General features: G+C 69.6%; 17 protein-coding genes. 9 read left to right on the top strand and 8 right to left on the bottom strand.

Going from position 1 to position 19,106, the window contains the following annotated elements; genetic code table 11:
- Positions 1 to 146: 146 nt before the first annotated feature.
- A complete protein-coding gene (locus RTK35_RS29410; protein WP_316909630.1) occupies positions 147 to 1,670 on the top strand; it encodes an NCS1 family nucleobase:cation symporter-1 in 1,524 nt (507 codons plus the stop codon).
- A gap of 25 nt (positions 1,671 to 1,695) precedes the next feature.
- Here RTK35_RS29410 and RTK35_RS29405 read toward each other — a convergent pair whose 3' ends face one another.
- The gene (locus RTK35_RS29405) at positions 1,696 to 2,211 is read right to left on the bottom strand and encodes a response regulator (protein ID WP_301151282.1); all 516 of its coding nucleotides are present in this window, start codon (positions 2,209 to 2,211) and stop codon (positions 1,696 to 1,698) included.
- A gap of 192 nt (positions 2,212 to 2,403) precedes the next feature.
- On the opposite strand from RTK35_RS29405, the gene RTK35_RS29400 reads away from it, so the two are divergent.
- From RTK35_RS29400 to RTK35_RS29365, 8 genes are all read left to right on the top strand, one after another.
- A complete protein-coding gene (locus tag RTK35_RS29400; protein ID WP_165668229.1) occupies positions 2,404 to 4,341 on the top strand; it encodes a putative nucleotidyltransferase substrate binding domain-containing protein in 1,938 nt (645 codons plus the stop codon).
- The gene (locus RTK35_RS29395; RefSeq protein ID WP_044411866.1) at positions 4,338 to 5,045 is read left to right on the top strand and encodes a PolC-type DNA polymerase III; all 708 of its coding nucleotides are present in this window, start codon (positions 4,338 to 4,340) and stop codon (positions 5,043 to 5,045) included. Before RTK35_RS29400 ends, RTK35_RS29395 begins: the two co-directional genes overlap by 4 nt.
- A gap of 65 nt (positions 5,046 to 5,110) precedes the next feature.
- Positions 5,111 to 5,656, top strand: coding sequence for an RNA polymerase sigma factor (locus RTK35_RS29390; protein WP_202119494.1), 546 nt, complete (start codon positions 5,111 to 5,113; stop codon positions 5,654 to 5,656).
- Positions 5,653 to 6,609, top strand: coding sequence for a FecR family protein (locus RTK35_RS29385; RefSeq protein ID WP_316909629.1), 957 nt, complete (start codon positions 5,653 to 5,655; stop codon positions 6,607 to 6,609). The genes RTK35_RS29390 and RTK35_RS29385 overlap by 4 nt, the downstream gene beginning before the upstream one ends.
- Before the next feature lie 152 nt (positions 6,610 to 6,761).
- A complete protein-coding gene (locus tag RTK35_RS29380; protein WP_222900799.1) occupies positions 6,762 to 9,170 on the top strand; it encodes a TonB-dependent receptor in 2,409 nt (802 codons plus the stop codon).
- 47 nt (positions 9,171 to 9,217) lie between these two features.
- A complete protein-coding gene (locus RTK35_RS29375) occupies positions 9,218 to 10,339 on the top strand; it encodes a PepSY-associated TM helix domain-containing protein (RefSeq protein WP_316909628.1) in 1,122 nt (373 codons plus the stop codon).
- Positions 10,336 to 10,500, top strand: coding sequence for a hypothetical protein (locus RTK35_RS29370; RefSeq protein WP_316909627.1), 165 nt, complete (start codon positions 10,336 to 10,338; stop codon positions 10,498 to 10,500). The genes RTK35_RS29375 and RTK35_RS29370 overlap by 4 nt, the downstream gene beginning before the upstream one ends.
- A 66-nt stretch (positions 10,501 to 10,566) precedes the next feature.
- The gene (locus tag RTK35_RS29365; protein ID WP_316909626.1) at positions 10,567 to 11,517 is read left to right on the top strand and encodes a lyase; all 951 of its coding nucleotides are present in this window, start codon (positions 10,567 to 10,569) and stop codon (positions 11,515 to 11,517) included.
- A 338-nt stretch (positions 11,518 to 11,855) separates the two neighbouring features.
- On the opposite strand, the gene RTK35_RS29360 is transcribed toward RTK35_RS29365, so the two are convergent.
- From RTK35_RS29360 to creB, 7 genes are all read right to left on the bottom strand, one after another.
- The gene (locus RTK35_RS29360) at positions 11,856 to 13,958 is read right to left on the bottom strand and encodes a TonB-dependent siderophore receptor (RefSeq protein WP_316909625.1); all 2,103 of its coding nucleotides are present in this window, start codon (positions 13,956 to 13,958) and stop codon (positions 11,856 to 11,858) included.
- A gap of 105 nt (positions 13,959 to 14,063) precedes the next feature.
- Positions 14,064 to 14,222, bottom strand: a complete 159-nt coding sequence (locus tag RTK35_RS29355) for a hypothetical protein (RefSeq protein ID WP_160158613.1) — start codon at positions 14,220 to 14,222, stop codon at positions 14,064 to 14,066.
- Positions 14,206 to 14,547 carry a hypothetical protein gene (locus tag RTK35_RS29350; RefSeq protein WP_044409104.1) on the bottom strand — a complete coding sequence of 114 codons (342 nt, stop codon included), beginning with the start codon at positions 14,545 to 14,547 and terminating at the stop codon, positions 14,206 to 14,208. Before RTK35_RS29350 ends, RTK35_RS29355 begins: the two co-directional genes overlap by 17 nt.
- A gap of 66 nt (positions 14,548 to 14,613) precedes the next feature.
- Positions 14,614 to 15,987 (bottom strand): cell envelope integrity protein CreD, encoded by a 1,374-nt coding sequence (gene creD / locus RTK35_RS29345; protein WP_284547696.1) that lies wholly within the window; start codon positions 15,985 to 15,987, stop codon positions 14,614 to 14,616.
- Positions 15,988 to 16,178: 191 nt separating this feature from the next.
- Positions 16,179 to 16,616 carry a CBS domain-containing protein gene (locus RTK35_RS29340; protein WP_044409110.1) on the bottom strand — a complete coding sequence of 146 codons (438 nt, stop codon included), beginning with the start codon at positions 16,614 to 16,616 and terminating at the stop codon, positions 16,179 to 16,181.
- 331 nt (positions 16,617 to 16,947) lie between these two features.
- Positions 16,948 to 18,372 carry a two-component system sensor histidine kinase CreC gene (gene creC, locus RTK35_RS29335; RefSeq protein WP_253121828.1) on the bottom strand — a complete coding sequence of 475 codons (1,425 nt, stop codon included), beginning with the start codon at positions 18,370 to 18,372 and terminating at the stop codon, positions 16,948 to 16,950.
- Positions 18,373 to 18,398: 26 nt separating this feature from the next.
- A complete protein-coding gene (gene creB / locus RTK35_RS29330; RefSeq protein WP_044409119.1) occupies positions 18,399 to 19,091 on the bottom strand; it encodes a two-component system response regulator CreB in 693 nt (230 codons plus the stop codon).
- Between the last annotated feature and the right edge of the window lie 15 nt (positions 19,092 to 19,106).

Here is a 19,106-nt window from a genome sequence, read left to right as displayed (position 1 = left end):
AAAATTCAATCCATTCCCGGCAGCCCTCGCCACGCCTGGCGTGAGAGCACGCGCAGCACGCAGATGAGCGCCAACGCCCGGAAAGTGGCATGGAACTCGCAATTGCACACAACTCAAACAAACCGTGCATACAGGCCGAGCCGACCATGAACCCAACCCCCGCCCATGTCGCCGCTGCACCCGGTGCCGCCACCGCGCCCACCGCCGCCTCACCCCAGCAAGCCGCCCTCAGCCCCCGGCTCTACAGCGCCGACCTCGCCCCCACCAAGGCCGAGGGGCGCCGCTGGGGGCGCTACAGCCTCTTCGCGCTGTGGACCAACGACGTCCACAACATCGCCAACTACTCCTTCGCCATCGGCCTGTTCGCCCTCGGCATGAGCGGCGCGCAGATCCTCGCCGCCTTCGCCCTCGGTGCCCTGCTCATCTACGGCCTGATGAACCTCTCCGGCTACATGGGCCAGAAGACCGGCCTGCCCTACCCGGTGATGTGTCGCATCGCCTTCGGCATCCACGGCGCCCAGTTGCCGGCGCTGATCCGCGCGGTGATCGCCATCGCCTGGTTCGGCATCCAGACCTACCTCGCCTCGGTGGTGCTGCGGGTGCTGCTCACCGCCCTGGCGCCGGAGTTGCGGGCCTACGACCAGGACAGCCTGCTGGGCCTGTCCACCCTGGGCTGGCTGACCTTCCTCGGCATCTGGTGCGTGCAGCTACTGATCTTCGCCTACGGCATGGAAATGGTGCGGCGCTACGAATCCTTCGCCGGGCCGGTGATCCTGGTCACCGTCGCCGCGCTGGCCAGCTGGATGTACGTCCGCGCCGGGCTGCGCATCAGCTGGTCCACCGGCCAGCAGGCCGAAGACGCCGGCCTGTGGCTCAAGGTGTTCAGCGGCGCAGCGCTGTGGGTGAGCCTGTACGGCACCATGATCCTCAACTTCTGCGACTTCTCGCGGAACTGCCCGGACCGCCGCACCATCAGCCAGGGCAACTTCTGGGGCCTGCCGGTGAACATGCTGCTGTTCGGGCTGATCGCCGTGGTCCTCGCCGGGGCCCAGTTCAGCCTCGACGGCACGCTGATCCAGAGCCCCACCGACATCGTCGCCGCCATCCCCCACACCGGGCTGCTGGTGCTCGGCTGCCTGGCCTTCCTGATCGTCACCGTGGCGGTGAACATCATGGCCAACTTCGTCGCCCCGGCCTACGTGCTCACCAACCTGGCCCCGCGCGTGCTGAACTTCCGCCGCGCCGGCCTGCTGGCCGCCACCCTCGCCGTGGTGATCCTGCCCTGGCACCTCTACAACAGCCCCGGCGTGATCCTCTACTTCCTCGGCGGCCTGGGCGCCCTGCTCGGCCCGCTGTACGGCATCATCGTCGCCGACTACTACCTGGTGCGCCGGGGCCGGGTGAACCTGCCGGAGCTGTACTCGGAGGCGCCCGAGGCGGCCTACCACTACCACCGCGGCATCAACCTGCGGGCCCTGGCCGCCTTCGCCCCCTCGGCGCTGATCGCCATCGTCCTCGCGCTGCTGCCGGCCTTCGAGAGCCTGTCGCACTTCTCCTGGTTCTTCGGCGCCGGGCTGGCGGCACTGATCCACGTCGCGCTCGCCGATCGCCGGCAGCCGTTCGTGGAGGTTTCGGGGGAATCCATCGCGGTGGACAGCGTCCACCACTGAACGAAGAACGCCTGGGCCGCTCGGCTCAGGCGCTCTTCAGGGCGAGGCAGGTTTCGACGGCCGCTTCTTTCGGCCTGGGCCGCCTCCGGACGACCTTCGGCTCCGGCGGCGTCCCCAGCTCATTGCGCGCCAGGGTGGTCAGGTGGGCCAGGTCGGGCGGCCCCAGCAGGAAGTCCAGCACCTTCAGGTGCAAGGCCTCCACCGCATCCTGCACCGTCGCATCGCCTGCCATCATCACCACCGGCAGCCTGGCGCGGGCCGACTGGCGCACCTGGCGCACCAGCTCCAGGCCGCTGCCGTCCGGCAGGTGCAGGGCGCACACCAGCAAACCGATGGAAGAACGCGAGGCCAGCAGCTCCAGCGCCTCGGCACGGCCGGGCGCGTACAGGCAGCGCAAGCCGAGCCCCTGCAGCGCAGCGGCCAGCTGTGGATACAGCGCATCATCGCCGTCCACCAGCAGCACCGACGCCTGGTGCGGGCCGCGCACCAGTTCGTCCAGCGCGAGCAGTTCTTCTTCACTGAGCAGATCGCCGTAACTCATCGCGTCACCTATGCCCGACTCCCGGCCCGCCCACCTCATGGACGGCCAACTAGGGTGGGATAACGCCGCTTCGGCGGAGTTCCCTTGGCCCGCCGGACGGTCGCCGCCCCTTCCTATACTTACGTCCAATGGGCAGCCCGGGCCCCCAGCCACGACCATGCCGGGACAACAAGAGACACGCGGAAGCACGGCATGAGCACGACAGGCAACGCCTTCGAGCAGGCGGGCAAGCTCGCGGTGATGCAGAACGTCCACGGCACCATGGAGTTCCTGCAGAAGTTCCCGCCCTTCAACCAGATGGAAAGCGCCCACCTGGCCTTCCTGGTGGAGCACTGCCTGCTGCGCTTCTATGCGCGCGGCGACTCCATCATCAAGCCCGGCGACGGGCCGGTGGAGCACTTCTACATCGTCAAGCAGGGCCGGGTGGTGGGCGAGCGCCCGCATTCGGCCAAGCGCGGCACCGAAACCACCTTCGAGATCGCCACCGGCGAGTGCTTCCCCCTCGCTGCCCTGCTGGGCGAGCGCGCCACCCGCACCGAGCACCTGGCCGGCGAAGACACCTTCTGCCTGCTGCTGGACAAGGCAAGCTTCGTCAAGCTGTTCGCCCTCTCCAACCCTTTCCGCGACTTCGCCCTGCGCGGCGTCAGCAGCCTGCTGGACCAGGTCAACCAGCAGGTCCAGCTGCGTGCGGTGGAAACCCTCGGCGCCCAGTATTCCCTCGACACCCGTCTGGCGGAGCTGGCCGTGCGCCAGCCGGTGGCCTGCCCGCCGCACATGCCCCTGCGCGAAGCGGTGCGGCTGATGCACGAGAGCCAGGTGGGCAGCATCGTCATCGTCCAGGGCGACGAGCGCCCGGTGGGCATCTTCACCCTGCGCGACCTGCGCCGGGTGATCGCCGACGCCTGCGCCGACCTCGACCAGCCCATCGCCGAGCTGATGACCCAGCAACCCTTCCACCTGCCGCCCGGCGCCAGCGCCTTCGACGCCGCCATCGCCATGACCGAGCGCCACATCGCCCACGTCTGCGTGGTGGAGGACGGTCGCCTGCAGGGCGTGGTCTCCGAGCGCGACCTGTTCTCCCTGCAGCGGGTCGACCTGGTGCACCTGGCCCGCACCATCCGCCATGCCGGTCGCGTCGAGACCCTCGCCGCCCTGCGCGCCGACATCCGCCGCCTGGTGGACAGCATGCTCGCCCACGGCGCCAGCTCCACCCAGATCACCCACATCATCACCCTGCTCAACGACCACACCGTGTGCCGGGTGATCGAACTGACCCTGGAAGAGATGGGCGATCCCGGCGTGCCCTTCACCTGGCTCTGCTTCGGCAGCGAAGGGCGCCGCGAACAGACCCTGCACACCGACCAGGACAACGGCATCCTCTTCGAAGCCGCCGACGACGCCGAGGCCGCCCTGCTGCGCGGGCGCCTGCTGCCGCTGGCCGAACGCATCAACCAGGCCCTCGCCACCTGCGGCTTCGAGCTGTGCAAAGGGCGGATCATGGCCGGCAACCCCGAGCTGTGCCTGTCGCGCAATGAATGGCGCCGGCGCTTTACCGGCTTCATCCGCGAGGCCACCCCCGAGAACCTCCTGGCCTCCAGCATCTACTTCGACCTGCGCGCCGTCTGGGGCGAGCACGACGGCTGCGACCAGCTGCGCCGCGAGATGCTCGCGCAGGTCGCCGACAACAGCCTGTTCCAGCGCATGATGGCCGAGAACGCCCTGCGCCAGCGCCCGCCGGTGGGGCGCTTCCGCGACTTCGTGGTGGCCCGCAAGGGCGCCGAGAAAGACACCCTCGACCTCAAGGTCCAGGGCCTCACCCCCTTCGTCGACGGCGCCCGCCTGCTGGCCCTGGCCAACGGCATCGAGAGCGGCAACACCCTCGACCGCCTGCGCCAGCTGGTGCAGCGCGAAGTGATCGACGCCCAGGACGGCGCCGCCTTCGAAGAGGCCTACCACTTCATACAGCAGACCCGCATGCAGCAGCACCAGCAACAGGCCCGCCAGGGGCTCCCGCTGTCCAACCACCTCAACCCCGACAGCCTCAACCACCTGGACCGGCGCATCCTCCGCGAGTCCTTCCGCCAGGCCCAGCGCCTGCAGGCCAGCCTGGCGTTGCGCTACCAGCTATGAATGCCTTCTCCTGGTTCACCCGGCGCCAGCGCCCGGCCCTGACAGACGACCAGCAGCAGCGCCGCGACGCCCTGCCCGCGCCCCAGGCGCTGGACGACCGGCCCCTGGCCGAGCAGCGCTTCGTGGTGCTCGACCTGGAGACCAGCGGCCTGGACATGAGCCGCGACCTGGTGCTGTCCATTGGCGCGGTGAGCATCGAGGCCGGCGCCATTCCCCTCGGACGGGGCTTCGAAGCGACCCTGTACCGGAACGCCGCCACCTCCCCCGCCGTGCTCATCCACGGCATCGCCCCCAGCGTCTCCGCCGCCGGCCTGGCGCCGGCCGAAGCCCTACTGGACTTCATGGACTACCTGGGCGACAGCCCGGTGCTGGCCTTCCACGCCCCCTTCGACCAGCGCATGCTCGCCCGCGCCCTGCGCCAGGACCTGGGCCTGCGCCTGCGCCACCCGTTCCTCGACATCGCCGAACTGGCCCCCCTGCTCTGCCCCGACGCCGGCATCCGCAACGGCGGGCTGGACCAGTGGGCCGAGCATTTCGGCCTGCAGGTGCAGCAACGCCATCACGCCAGCGCCGATGCCCTGGCCACCGCCGAGATGGCCCTGATCCTCTTCGCCCACGCCCGCCGCCAGGGGCTGGACAGCCCCGCCGCACTGTCCGCCGCCCTCGCCCGGCAGCAACGCCGCCAGCAGCAACCCGGGTTCTGACCGGCCGACGGCCTGCAATTGCGGCACTTCGCCGCCATCGGCATAATTGCGAATCATTCTCGCTCATGATTCGTACTCAGCCGGAGGTGGCCGTGTCGTCGGTGGACCCCACAAACCAGGAACTGGCCGGTGCCCTGTACCGCGACCACCGCGCCTGGCTGCTCGGCTGGCTGCGCCGCAGCCTGGACAACCACCACCGCGCCGAAGACCTCAGCCAGGACACCTTCGTCCGCCTGCTGGGCAAACCCGACCTCGGCCAGGTGCGCGAACCCCGCGCCCTGCTCACCACCATCGCCCGGGGCCTGCTGGTGGACCACTTCCGCCGCAGCGCCCTGGAGCGGGCCTACCTGGAAGCCCTGGAACACCTGCCCGAACCCACCCAGCCGAGCCTGGAGGAACAGGCGCTGATGCTCGAATCCCTGCGCGAAATCGACCGCCTGCTCGGCAGCCTCTCGGCCAAGGCCCGCGCCGCCTTCCTCTACAACCGCCTGGACGGCCTCGGCCACGCCGAGATCGCCCAGCGCCTGGGCGTCTCCGTGCCCCGCGTGCGCCAGTACCTCGCCCAGGGCCTGCGCCAGTGCTACATCGCCCTCTACGGAGCGCCGCAATGAACCCGGCGCCGGTGTCCGCCCGCGTGCTGGACGAAGCCATCCACTGGCAGCTGTGCCTCGGCTCCGGCGAAGCCAGCGCCCAGGAACGGGCCGAATTCAACCTCTGGCACGCCGCCAGCCCCGAGCACGCCCTCGCCTGGTCGCGGCTCAACGGCCTGGATGCGCACCTGGGCGCCGCCAGCAGCGCACCGGCCCGCCATGCCCTGCTGGAGGCCCCGCGCCGCCGCCTGCGCAGCAGCGGCAGCGTGCTCGGCCTGTGCCTGGCCGGCGTGCTCGGACTGCTCCTCGCCCAGCAGCACCGCCCGCTGGGGGACTGGCTGGCCGACGAAATGACCGCCAGCGGCGAGCAGCGCCAGCTGCAACTGCCGGACCACAGCCAGGTGCGCCTGAACAGCCGCAGCGCCCTCGACATCCAGTTCGACGGCCCGCAGCGGCGGCTCTACCTGCGCAGCGGCGAGATCCTCGTCGAAACCGCCCACGGCGACCCGCGCCCCTTCGTGGTCGCCACTGAACAGGGCGAGCTGCGCGCCCTCGGTACCCGCTTCCTGGTGCGCCGCGAAGGCCAGGCCACCCGCCTGGTCGTGCTGCGCTCCGCCGTCGCCGCACACCCCGCGCAGGCCGGGGACGAACGCATCATCGGCGAAGGCCAGCAGGTGCTGATGCAGGCCGACGCCCTGGGCCGCAGCGAGGCCGCCCCGGTGGGCGCCGACGCCTGGAGCCGCGGCATGCTGGTCGCCGACAACGTCCGCCTGGCGGACCTGCTGGAGCAGCTCGGCCAGTACCGCCGTGGCTACCTCGGGGTCGACCCGGCGGTGGCCGACCTGCGCATCAGCGGCAGCTTCCCCCTCGGCGACACCGACCAGGCCCTGGCCGCGCTGCCGCCCAGCCTGCCGGTGCGCATCGAGCGGCACACCGACTGGTGGGTGAAGGTGGTGCCGAAGGCGCCCCGTTGACCTTCGGCCGCCCCTGCTCGGGGCGGCCCGGCAGGATGCCTGACGTGCCCACGCGCGATGCCGTGAAAATTTTTCGCACCGGGCCTATCACTTTTCGATCCTGCTTCGGCAACAGGTCATTGAGACTTGTTTACGTTCAGGAGTCGTTCGTAATGCCCTGCTCCCCCTCGTTCCGCCGTCCGCTGCTCGCCGCCGCCATCGCCCTGGCCCACCTGCCCCTGGTCGCCTTCGCCCAACCCTACGACCTGGCTCCCGCGCCACTGGCCAATACCCTCACCCGCATCGCCAGCGAGGCCGGCCTGGCGCTGAGCATCGACCCGGCGCTGACCCAGGGTCGCACCGCCCAGCCGGTGAAGGGCGACTACAGCCCCGAGGCTGCCCTGCGCGCCGCGCTCAGCGGCAGCGGCCTGCAACTGGTGCGGACCCCGTCCGGCACCTTCAGCCTGGAAGCCCTTGATGCCAGCAGCCTGGCCCTGCCCGACGTCAACGTGGAAGGTCGCAGCAGCCAGCAGGACGGCAGCGCCGAAGCGGGCTACCGCACCGAGGCGGTGAAGAACGTCGGCGCCCTCGGCGGCATGGCCCTCAAGGACGCGCCTTACTCCATCAGCGTGGTGCCCAGGGAACTCCTGCAGAACATCCAGGCCACCTCCATGGACCAGGTGTTCAAGCTCAACCCCGCCACCCAGTTCACCTCCCCCGGTGATGCCGGCTACGCCAGCGCCGTGAGCATGCGCGGCTTCGGCGGCGCCGGCAGCCTCAACCTGGCCAACGACGGCCTGCGCTTCTCCAACGGCTACGACGGCGGCAACTTCGTCGAGGAAATGGAGCGCATCGAAGTGCTCACCGGCCTCGCCGGCTTCCTCTACGGCCCGGCCAGCCCCGGCGGCCTGGTCAACTACGTGCTCAAGCGCCCCACCTACACGCGCTACAACAGCGTCACCCTGGGCAATGCCGGCGGCGACAACTACTACCTGCACGGCGACTTCGGCGGCCCCATCGACGACGCAGGCGTGTTCGCCTATCGCGTCAACCTGCTCACCCAGGACGGCGAGACCGCCATCGACCTGCAGCACAAGCGCCGCCAGATGATCAGCCTGGCGCTGGACTGGAACGTCAGCGACGACCTGCTGGTGCAGTTCGACGCCTCCCACAAGGAGAGCGAAGTCCACGGCCTGACCAGCTACTGGTTCTTCGCCGACCAGGGCCGCCGCCCCGATGCCAAGGACCTGGACAACGACAGGCTCTACAGCCAGCGCTGGGCCTACGACAATGCCCGCCACGACCGCATCGGTGGCCGCTTCAACTGGCGCCTGGACGACGTCTTCACCCTGCGCGGCGCCCTGGGCTACAGCCAGTACGTCACCGAGTACGCCTACACCGGCCCCACGGTGAACGCCGGCACCGCCGCCGGCCAGTACGAGCAGCCGCTCTACGCTTTCGCCCCGGTGGAGACGGAGGAAACCTCCGCCAACCTGTTCCTCGACGCCGAGTTCAGCACCGGCACCCTGCAGCACAAGGCCACCGTCGGCTACCAGGGCAACATCGCCCGCGAGCGCAACTACACCGACTACATCGACACCGCCTACCAGTACGGCTCGGTGGTCGGCAGCGTGCCCATCGGCCAGGGCCCGCAGGTGGGCAAGCCCAACTACTCGGTCGGCCACGGCGACCAGATGCTCTCGTCGCGCACCCAGTCGGACAACCTGCTGGTGGGCGACGTCATCACCTTCAACGAACAATGGTCCACCGTGCTCGGCCTCACCCGCACGCGCATCCGCACCTTCAACGACAACTTCGTCTGGGCCGTCGCCATGCCGGCGTTCTTCCCCCGCACCCAGACGAACTACGCCGAGAGCGAAACCTCCCCCAACGTCTCGCTGATCTACAAACCGCAGCCCTGGCTGACCACCTACGCCACCTACATCGAGGGCCTGCAGGCCGGCGGCATCGCCCCGTCCGGCAGCCTCAACGTCGGCCAGGCGATGGCCCCGCTGGTCAGCGAGCAGTACGAGATCGGCGCCAAGGCCGAACTGGGTGACACCCTGCTGACCCTCGCCCTGTTCAACATCGACAAGCCCAACGCCTACACCAACGGCAACCGCGTCTACGTGCAGGACGGCCGCCAGGAGAACAACGGCCTGGAGTTCACCGTCACCGGCAAGGTGCTGCCCGAGTTGACGGTGATTGGCGGCCTCACCCTGCTCGACCCGGTGGTGAAGAAGACCAGCGTCGCCGCCAACGAGGGCAACCGCCCCACCAACGTCGCCACCCAGATGGCCAAGCTCTACGCCGAATACGAACTCGGCGCCCTGCCGGGCCTGGCCGTCACCGGTGGCGCCTACTACACCGGCAAGCAGTACGCGGACGAGGCCAACGTCCACAGCCTGCCGTCCTTCACCACCTTCGACGCCGGCGGCCGCTACCGCATCCGCCTGGACGACGACCAGGCCCTCACCCTGCGGGCCAACGTCAGCAACCTCACCGACAAGGCGTACTGGCTGACCAGCAACTACCTGGGCGCCCCGCGCACCCTGACCTTCTCCGCCCAGCTGGAGTTCTGAGCCCTGGTCACGGCCGCTGCCCGCGGCCGTGACAGCCGGAGATCGCCATGAAAACCACCACCCTCCGCCGCTGGTCCTTCGTCCACACCTGGACCAGCCTGATCTGCACGGCCTTCCTGCTGCTCCTGGCACTGACCGGCCTGCCGCTGATCTTCCACCACGAGATCGACCACCTGCTGGGCGACGCCCCGGTGCTGCGCGAGATGCCGGCCGATACGCCGCGCCTCGACCTGCAGCAGCTGGTGCAGGCCGCCGAAGCCCACCGCCCCGGCGAGGTAGTGCAGTACCTCGGCTGGGAGGACGACCAGCCCAACGGCGTGGTAGCCATCACCGCCGCCACCGCCGGCACCGAACCCAACGCCTCCCACACCTTCATGCTCGACGCCCGCAGCGGCGAGCCGGTGGCCATGCCCTCGGCCAACGGCGGCTTCATGATGACGATGCTGCGCCTGCACGTGGACCTGTTCGCCGGGCTGCCGGGCAAGCTGCTGCTGGCCTTCATGGGCCTGTTGTTCATGGTGGCGATCATCTCCGGCGTGGTGCTCTACGCCCCCTTCATGCGCCGCCTGGAGTTCGGCACCGTGCGCCACGAGCGCTCCCCCCGCACCCGCTGGCTGGACCTGCACAACCTGATCGGCATCGTCTCCCTCACCTGGGCCCTGGTGGTGGGCGTCACCGGGGTGATCAGCGCCTGCGCCGACCTGGTGATCGCCGCCTGGCGCAACGAAAGCCTGGCCGCCATGGTCGAGCCCTACCGCGACGCCCCGCCGCTCACCGACCGCGCCCCGGCCACGCGCCTGCTGGAGATCGCCGCGAAGGCGACGCCGGGCATGGCGGCGGACTTCATCGCCTTCCCCGGCACGCGCTTCTCGAGCGAGCACCATTACTCGGTGTTCATGAAGGGCAGCAGCCACCTCACCTCGCACCTGTGGACGCCGGTGCTGATCGACGCGCGCACCCTGGCCGTCACCGCCATCGGCGAGCGCCCCTGGTACATGGACGCCCTGGCCATGTCGCAACCGCTGCACTTCGGCGACTACGGCGGCCGGCCCATGCAACTGCTATGGGCGGCGCTCGATGTGCTGACCCTCATCGTCCTCGGCAGCGGGCTCTACCTGTGGTGGGCACGCCGACGCGCCCCGGCACGCCGGCGGGAGGCCACGGCATGAACCTGACGCGCATCTTCGCCGTGCCCGCGCTGCTGGCCGCGCTGACCGCCATCGGCCTGGTGGGCGCGCTGCTCGGCGACGGCATCTGGGACGCCCTGGCCTGGGTCGGCCTGGGCATCCCGGTCGCCCTCGGCGTGCGGCCCTTCCTGCGGCGCCGCTGAGCCGGGCGGGCGAACCCTCGGCGCGGGCAGGCGTCCATAAGGAGATATTCCTGACTGGAGGTCGCCATGATCCGCGCCCTGGCCGCCGGCCTGATCGCCACCCTGCTCGCCCTGCCCGGCTTCGCCGCCGAGGTCCACTACTACCCGCTGCCGCCGGGCAGCGCCCCCCGTGACGTGGCCCCGGCCACCGACGGCCGGGTCTGGTACACCGCCCCCGCCCTGGGCTTGGTGGGGCTGCTGGACCCGCTCACCGGGCAGAGCCAGCCCATGGCCCTCGGCGCCGGCTCCAGCCCCCGGGGCGTGGTGGTGGCCGAGGACGGCGCGGCGTGGATCACCGATGCTGGCCTCAACGCCCTGGTGCGTGTCGACCCCACCGGCCCCACGCTCAAGCGCTACCCGCTGCCCGGCCAGCTCGGCGACGCCGGGCTGGTGGCCGCCGCCTTCGATCGGGACGGGTTGCTCTGGTTCACCGGTCAGAACGGCTTCTACGGCCGCCTCGACCCACGCAACGGCGACCTGAAGACCTGGCCCGCTCCGCGCGGCGCCGGCCCCTACGGCATCACCGTCACGCCCAACGGCGAGGTCTGGTACGCCAGCCGCGACGGCCGCCACATCGCCCGCATCGACCGCACCAGCGGCGAAGCCGAGGTGATCGACAGCCCCGGCGGCGGCGAAGGCCCGCAGCGGATCTGGAGCGACGCCAAGGGCACCCTGTGGGTCAGCGAGCGCGGCAGCGGCCAGCTCAGCCGCTACGACCCCCTGGCCAAGGCCTGGACCCACTGGGCGCTGCCCAGCGCCGACGCCGAGGCCCATGCGCTGTACGTCGACGAGCAGGACCGGCTCTGGCTGAGCGACTTCCACAGCAACGCCATCCTGCGCTTCAACCCCTTCAGCCAGCGCTTCACCCGCTTCCCCAGCGACCAGGCCGACGCCCGCGTCCTGCACCTGGCCGGACGCATCGGCGAAGTCTGGGGCGCCGAATCCAACCGCGACCGGCTGGTGGTGATCAAGGAGTAAGCGCGCACGGCACGATCCGTAGCCCCAGCTTCAGCCCGGGAACGGTGCCGATATTCCGGCCCCATCGCGAATGAATTCGCTCCCACAAAACGGCACATCGCGGCTTCGTGCGTAGTGTTTTCCAGCCACCGTGGGCGCTCGGCATGGCCGCGAACGGTGGATCGGTGAAGCACGATCCACCGCTCGTCTTGAACGGCTACGGCCCTCGTAGGATGCGGTGAGGCCACGAACCGCATCGCGTCGGGGCGTGGTGTGGATGGCGTCCCATCCACCCCACGCTCGGCCCCAGCGCTTTTCGTAGCCCGGACTTCAGTCCGGGGACCTGGGCACCGGGCGCATCAGAACCGGTACGCCAGGGTGGTCATCAGGGTGCGGGGGTCGCCGGGCATGATCTGCACGGCACTGGTGGCGGTGCTGTAGTAGGTCTTGTCGGTCAGGTTGGTGAGGGCGGCGTGCAGGTCCCAGTGCTCGACCCGGTAGCCCAGCAGCGCGTCCCAGCGGCCGTAGCCGGGCAGCACCACGGTGTTGGCGTTGTCGGCGTAGCGGTCGCCCACCAGGGTCACGCCAGTCTCGCCGTAGAAGCCCTGCTCGGGCTGCCAGCCGATGAACAGGCTGCCGTTGCGCTTGGCGACGTTGCCGATGCGCTTGCCTTCGAAGCCGTTGTTGTCCTTGACGATGGTGGCGTCCTGCAGGCCGATGCCGCCGCGTACCACCCAGTTGCCGTACAGCCGCCCGGTGGCGGTCAGCTCGGCGCCCCGGGAGCGCTGCAGGCCGGAAAGCAGCACGTTGCCGGGGTTGTTAGGGTCGCTGGTGCGGCGGTTGTACAGCTCGATCTCGTACAGCGCGAAGGTGGTGCTGAGGCGGTCGTCGAGCCAGTCACTCTTCACCCCCACTTCCTTCTGCCGGGTCAGTTCCGGGTCGAGGGCGTTGGTGTTGCCCGCTGCACCGGCGGTGATGCCGATCAGCCCGCCCCCCACCGGGGCGTAGCTCTTGCTGAACGAGGCGTAGAAGGAATGCTCCGGCACGGGCGTCCAGACCAGCCCGACGCGGGGGCTGAGGCTGTCGTCCACGCGGCGTTCGCGGCGGCCGTTGAGGCGGTTCTCGGAGTCCACCTCGAAGTGGTCGTAGCGCAGGCCGAGCAGCACCTGCCAGTGCTCGTCCAGGCGCACCTGGTCCTGCAGGTAGAGCGCGCGGCTGTCGATGTGGTGTTGGGCATCGCTGCTGGCGACCATGCGGCCGGTGTGCTGGCGGCCGGTGTCGGGGTCGAAGATGCCGAGGGCCGGCACGGCGTTGGCCGCGCCGGTGGCGTTGGTGTAGAGCTTCGGATTGCGCTGCTGGCTGCCCAGTTCGACGCCGGTGAGCAGGCGGTGCTCGATGTCGCCGGTCATCACCAGCCCTTCCAGCTCGACGCTGTTGAACAGGTTGCGGGTGGTCAGGTCCTGCTGCCAGCGGGCGCGGCCGACGGTGCGGGCGGCGGCGTTGACGCTGGTGACGTAGGTGTTGTCGAAGCGGCTGTCGAGCATGAACAGCCCGAGGGTCTGGCGCAGTTGCCAGTCGGGGCTGATGTCGTAGGTGAGGCGCGAGCGCAGGGACTGAGCCTTGTCGTCGATGTAGTCGCGCTGCGGGTCGCCGTAGGTGGTGTCGCGGCCGACGTCGGCGGGGCGGCCGTTGAGGCCGGGGATGCCACGGTCCGGGGTGCGGTTGTGGCGGCTGTACTCGTACTGCACCAGCCAGTTGAGGTCGGGGCTGAGCTGCCAGCTCATGGCCGGGGCGAACAGCTGCCGACTGGAGTCGATGCCCTTGCGGAAGCTGTTGGCGTCCTGCTCGCCGAGGTTCAGGCGCAGGGCGATGTCGTCGCTGGCGTCGGCGCTGAGGTCGGCGTACAGGCTGCGGTAGTCCTGGCTGCCCAGTTGCGCCTCGATGGAGGAGCCGAGGCCGGCCTGGGGCTGCTTGCTGATGCGGTTGACCAGGCCACCCTGGCTGCCACGCCCGTAGAGCACGGCGGCCGGGCCCTTGAGCACGTCGATGCGCTCGATGTTGTGCAGGTCGCGGGTGTACTGGCTGTCGTCGCGCAGGCCGTCGAGGTAGAAGTCGTTGCTGGCGTCGAAGCCACGGATGCGCAGGCCGTCGAAGCGGGTGTCGCTGGCGTCGCTGACGTTGGGCAGGCCGCTGAGCACCTGGCCGATGCGGGTGGCGCCGTAGTTGAGGGCGTCCTGGGTGCGTACCGAGTCGATGGCCTGGGGCACGTAGCGCACCGGCGTGGCGGTGCGGGTGGCGGTGGAGACCTCGCGGGTGCGGGTGTCCTGGCTGCCCTTGCCCTCCACTTCGATGGCCGGCAGTTCGGTGGACGCTCCGGCTGCGAGGGCCAGCGGTGCCATCAGGGTGGCGGCCAGGCCCAGGGCAATGCGGGAAAGGGTGGAGGGATGGGCAGGGTGGTGCATGATCGGCGTCCGGATCGTGGGGAAAGGGCGCAGATGATATTTATTTGCATTTGATATTGATAGCCATCTGATACCGATTCCCTACAATCCCGACACATCGCACCTTCACCTGCCCGGCTGGGGCTGCGGCTCGCCCCCTTGCCGCCGGGCCGGCTGCCGCACCCCGGTCACGCCTTCCGGGGCCACCTGGTAGCCGGGGAAATGCAGGGCGATGCGTGCGGCGAGCAGCCGGGCCTGCCGGCGTTCCTCAGTGAGCGGTCCCATCGCAGGCCTCCTCTTCGTCGTCATCGCGGCGGTACCAGAAGCGGAACAGCCCGTAGCCCAGCACCAGTGCGACCTGGGCCAGCGCGGCGCACATCTGCAGGAAGGAGTTGACGGTGGGGTTGGTGCGGGCCTCCATCACGCCGGTGAGGGCGTGCCAGAAGCCGTCCGGGATGACGGTGAGGGCCAGGCTGGCCAGGGGCTTGCCGGTCAGCAGCCAGATCTCGATGACGCCGAAGCCGTTGGCGAACATCAGGCCGCCGAGGATGAACACCGAGATCACCAGCCCGAGGGCGAAGCAGGCGGAGAACTGGAACAGTGCGCGCATGGTGGGTCTTCCTTCAGTAGGCGGCGCGGCGGGGTGCCGCGCCGGGGGTTGGGGATCTGCCTGGGCTCAGGCCTGGGCTGGGGCCTGGGTTTGGGCTTGGAACGGGGCGGCGGGGCGGCCAACGGCGTACCAGTCGAGCTTGCGGGTCAGCACCATCACGCAGGCCAGCAGGCCGAACACCAGCAGCGAGCCCATCAGCAGGGCGTAGTCCTCGGCGCTGAGCAGGCCGTAGAGCATCCCGTACAGCGCGGCGAGGCCGGCGGTGAAGCCGCCACCGCGCACCCAGCTGTGCAGCACGCTGCTGACGTAGATGCCCACCAGCAGCACGCAGGCCGAGGCGGACAGCGCATAGGCCAGGCCGAACGCCAGGTGCTCGGAGAGCGACAGCAGCAGCAGGTAGAAAAACGCCAGGGCCAGGCCCACCAGGCCGTACTGCACGGGGTGGACGTTGATGCGCTTGAGCACTTCCACCAGGAAGAATCCGGCGAAGGTCAGGCAGATGAACAGCAGGGCGTACTTGATGGCGCGGTCGCTCTTCAGGTACTGGTCCACCGGGTCGACGAAGCTGACCCCGAACACCCGGCTGTTGAAGGCCTGGCAGCGGTCCTCATAGGCACAGTCGGCCAGGGCCTGCTGCAGGTCGGTGGCGAAGAAGCTGGTCTGCCAGCGGGCGGTGAAGCCGTCCTCGCGCACCTCGCGCTCGGCGGGGAGGAACTCGCCGACGAAGCTGGGGTGCGGCCAGGGCGACTTCAGCTCCACCTGGCTGTCACGCCCCACCGGGGTGATGTGCAGCGATTCGGTGCCCTGCAGGTTGAGGGTGAAGCCGTAGTTGAGGGTCTGGGCCTCGCCGCTGGCCAGGTGGGGCAGCGGTACATGCACGCCGCTGGCCAGGATCGGGTCGCCGCTGCCGGGCTGGAAGTCCAGGCTGCGGCCGTTCAGTTCCAGCTTGAGAGCGTTGTTGATGCCACGGATGTCGCTGATGCCCACCGCCAGGAACGGGGTCTCGAACTGGTAGTCCTCCAGCCCTTCCTCGATGCCGAAATGCGCCGGCACGGCGAATTCACCGCTGATGCGGCTGTCGCTCTTGTACAGCCGGGCCTGGTAGATGCCACGGGTCAGCAACTGGGTGTCGACGTCGCCCTGCAGGTGGAAGCGCTCGGGCAGGAAGAACAGCCGGCCGCGCTGCTCGCGCTCATCCAGGTAGCGCTGGCCGGTCTTCTCGTGGGTCTTCCACTCGCGCACGGTGCGGCGGAACGGCACCACCAGCAGCGGGCCGGTCACCTGCTGGGCGTAGCTGGAACTCTGCGCGATGTTGGCCTGCACGCTGTCGCGGGCCATCTGACGCTCGTCGATCAGGCCGTCGATCATCAGCAGCGGGATCAGCAGCAGCAGGATCAGCAGGGCGATGGCGCCCAGCTTGAAGCCCAGGGTTCGGGTCATCTCGGACTCTCCTCATGTGTTCGATGAGGAAAGTCTGGAGCGCGCCTGGGGTGGGGCTATGGGGGGAATGTGGAGTTTGTGTGGGAATTGGGTGAAGAGCCGGGATCGCTGCGCGATCCCGCAGGCCGATCACCCTGAGCGAAACGCTGGGCTGACGGTGGGCTGAAGCCCACCCTACGGGAGCAGGGCGGTCAGCACGACCCGCGGATGTACTGCTCCAGGTGCTGGATCAGGCTTTCCTGCTCGGCAGTGATGTCACGCACCAGGTCGCGGATCGACAGCAGGCCGATCACCTTGCCTTCATCCAGCACCGGCAGGTGGCGCAGGTTCTTCTCGGTCATCAGCTGCATGCAGAACTGGTTGCTGTCCTTCGGGCCGACCACGTAGAGGTTGGAGGTCATGATCTCCTGCACCTCGGTGCCGTAGGAGGAGCGGTCCTTGGCGGCCACCCGGCGCACGTAGTCGCGCTCGGTGACGATGCCCACCAGTTCGTCGCGCTCCATCACCAGCACGGCGCCGATGCCCTTCTCGGCCATCAGCTCGGCCGCTTCCAGCACGGTGGTGGTGGGGTCCACGCGGTAGATCGTCGTGTGGGCTTTGCCCCGCAGTATTTCGGCAACGGTCTTCATCGGCTGCTCCCGGTTTTCTCGTGGTCGTGTGCACCGCGTTCCATCACGGCGGCGAACTGAGAATAGTCAATTGTGGGCGCCCGCAAAGGGCGGCAGCGGGTGCCGGTTCCGAGGGGGTGTCGAGCAAGAAATCTGCCAGCTGCTTCCCACGCGACGGGAGGTTCCGAACGGTCCTTCGGTGGATGGGAAAGCGCCCCCCACACAGGTTGAGCGCAGCGCGGTCGTAGGGTGGGTCGCGCTCCATCGACCCACCACGCGGGGGCGGGCCCTGGTACGCGGTACATCGCGTCGATACGGGGCGCTACTCGGCACCAGTATGGTGCACAGGCGTTCAGACAGCGGGCAGCCGCAGGCGGACTTCGACGCCGCCGTCGCGGTTTTCCACCCGCAGGGCGCCGCCGTGCAGGTTGGCCACTTCCTGCACGAAGTTGAGGCCGAGGCCGGTGCTCTTGCGCCCGCTGCCGGGGCGCGGCAGGGAGTAGAAGCGTTCGGTGAGGCGGGCCAGGGCGTAGTCGGGGATGGCGTCGCCCTGGTTGAACAGGCACAGCGTCCAGTGGCTGCCCTCGCGCTCGGCGGCGAAGCGGATGAGGCCGCCGGGGGGCGTGAAGTCCAGGGCGTTGTCCAGCAGGTTGGCCAGGGCCTGGCGCAGCAGGAAGCGCTCCCCCTTCACCTCCACGTCGTCGCCGATGGCGTCTTCGACGAGCAGGCCGGCGGATTCGATGCGCGCCGCCTGGGCCTGCACCAGCTCATCCACCATCGGCGCCACCGGCACGCTGACGCGCTCCTCCAGGCCCTGGCGCTGCTCGACCTGGGCCAGGTACAGCAGGCGTTCGATCAGTTGCTGCAGGCGCGCGCCCTCGCCGGCGATGTTGGCGACGAAGCGCTGCCGCTGCTCGGCGGGCATGTCGCCCTCCAGCAATTCGGCGGCGCCCCGGATGGCTGCCAAGGGGCTCTTCAGTTCATGGGTCAGGGTGTGCACGTAGCGCTCGACGTAGGCCTTGCCCTCCAGCTCGGTGCGCATGCGCTCCACGGCGCGGGCCAGCTTAGTCAGTTCGCCGCCGCTGAGGCTGGGAAGTTCGGCCCGCTGCCCTTCGCTGACGGCCTGGGCATAGCGGGTCAGGCGCCGCAGGGAGCCGCTGAGCCACCAGGAGAGCAGGCCGCCGATCAGCAGCCCGAGGACGATGAGGCCGGCGCCGAGCCAGGCCAGGCGCACCTGGGAGCGGTAGATGTAGGGCTGCAGCGAGCGGTTGGGCTTGGCCACCGAGACCACGCCGATGATCTTCCCGTCGGCACGGATCGGCGCCGCCACGTACATCACCGAGGAGTCGGGATCGGCCGGGTCTTCACGGGTGGAACGGGCGCCGTACTGGCCGCGCAGGGTCAGCAGGACGTCGTTCCAGCCGGAGTAGTCCTGGCCCACGGCCTGGCCGGTGGAGTCCAGCAGGACGCGGCCGGTGCCGTCGGTAACGTAGATGCGGTGGTTGACCTCGGTCTTGCGCACGCCCCAGATCTCGGCGCCGGGCTGGCGCTTGCCGTAGGCCTTGAGCAGCTCGGGCAGGTTGCTCTGGGTGAGGGTGCCGTCGCGCACCGGGTCGCGGAGGATCTCGGCCAGCAGGTTGGCGGTGTCCACCAGGGTTTCCTCGGTGGACTGGCGCACACCGGGGCGGATCTCGTCCATCACGGTGCTGAGCACGAAGTAACCGGCCAAGCCGACGAAGAGGAAGTAGACCAAGAAGATTCGGATGCCCAGTGGCATGGCAGGTCCTCGGGGCGCGGGCGGGTTCAGGCGCGGGGGTCGTAGCTGTAGCCGAGCCCGCGGTGGGTCTGGATCGGCTCGGCATCGGCGACCTGGCGCAGCTTGGCGCGCAGGCTCTTGATGTGGCTGTCGATGCTGCGCTCGTAGCCGGCGTCGCTGGCCACGCCGAGGGCGTCGAGCAGTTGCTCGCGGCTGAACACCCGCTCCGGCTGGCCGAGCAGGTGCTGCAGCAGGCGGAATTCGTGGCGGGTCAAGGCCAGCAACTGGCCGTGGTAGTGGATGCGGAAGCGCTCCAGGTCCACCTGGAAGGGGCCGTCGCCGGCAGGAGCTGCGGGGGCGGCCGGGGCCGGCTCGCGGGGGGCCATGCGTTTGAGGATGGCGCGGACCCGGGCGGCCACTTCGCGAGGGCTGAAGGGCTTGACCACGTAGTCGTCGGCGCCGATCTCCAGGCCCACCACGCGGTCGATCTCGGCATCGCGGGCGGTGAGGAAGATCACCGGCACTTCGGAGAAGCGCCGCAGCCGGCGGCAGGCTTCGAAGCCGCTGATGTCGGGCAGGCCGACGTCGAGGATGACCAGGTCGAAGGGCTCGTGGGCCAGGCGCTCCAGGGCCTCGCCCGCCAGGCTGAGCCAGGTGACGGTGAAGCCTTCGGATTGCAGGGCGTAGACGAGGGTGTCGGCGATGGCGGCTTCGTCTTCGACGATGAGGATGCTGGGCATGGCGTCCGTGCGAGG

Origin of the sequence: Pseudomonas sp. zfem003 (assembly GCF_032621675.1) — a bacterium.
Lineage (GTDB): Bacteria > Pseudomonadota > Gammaproteobacteria > Pseudomonadales > Pseudomonadaceae > Metapseudomonas > Metapseudomonas otitidis.
Note: the sequence above shows the minus strand (reverse complement) of the source record. Positions and strands in the feature narration are given on the sequence as shown.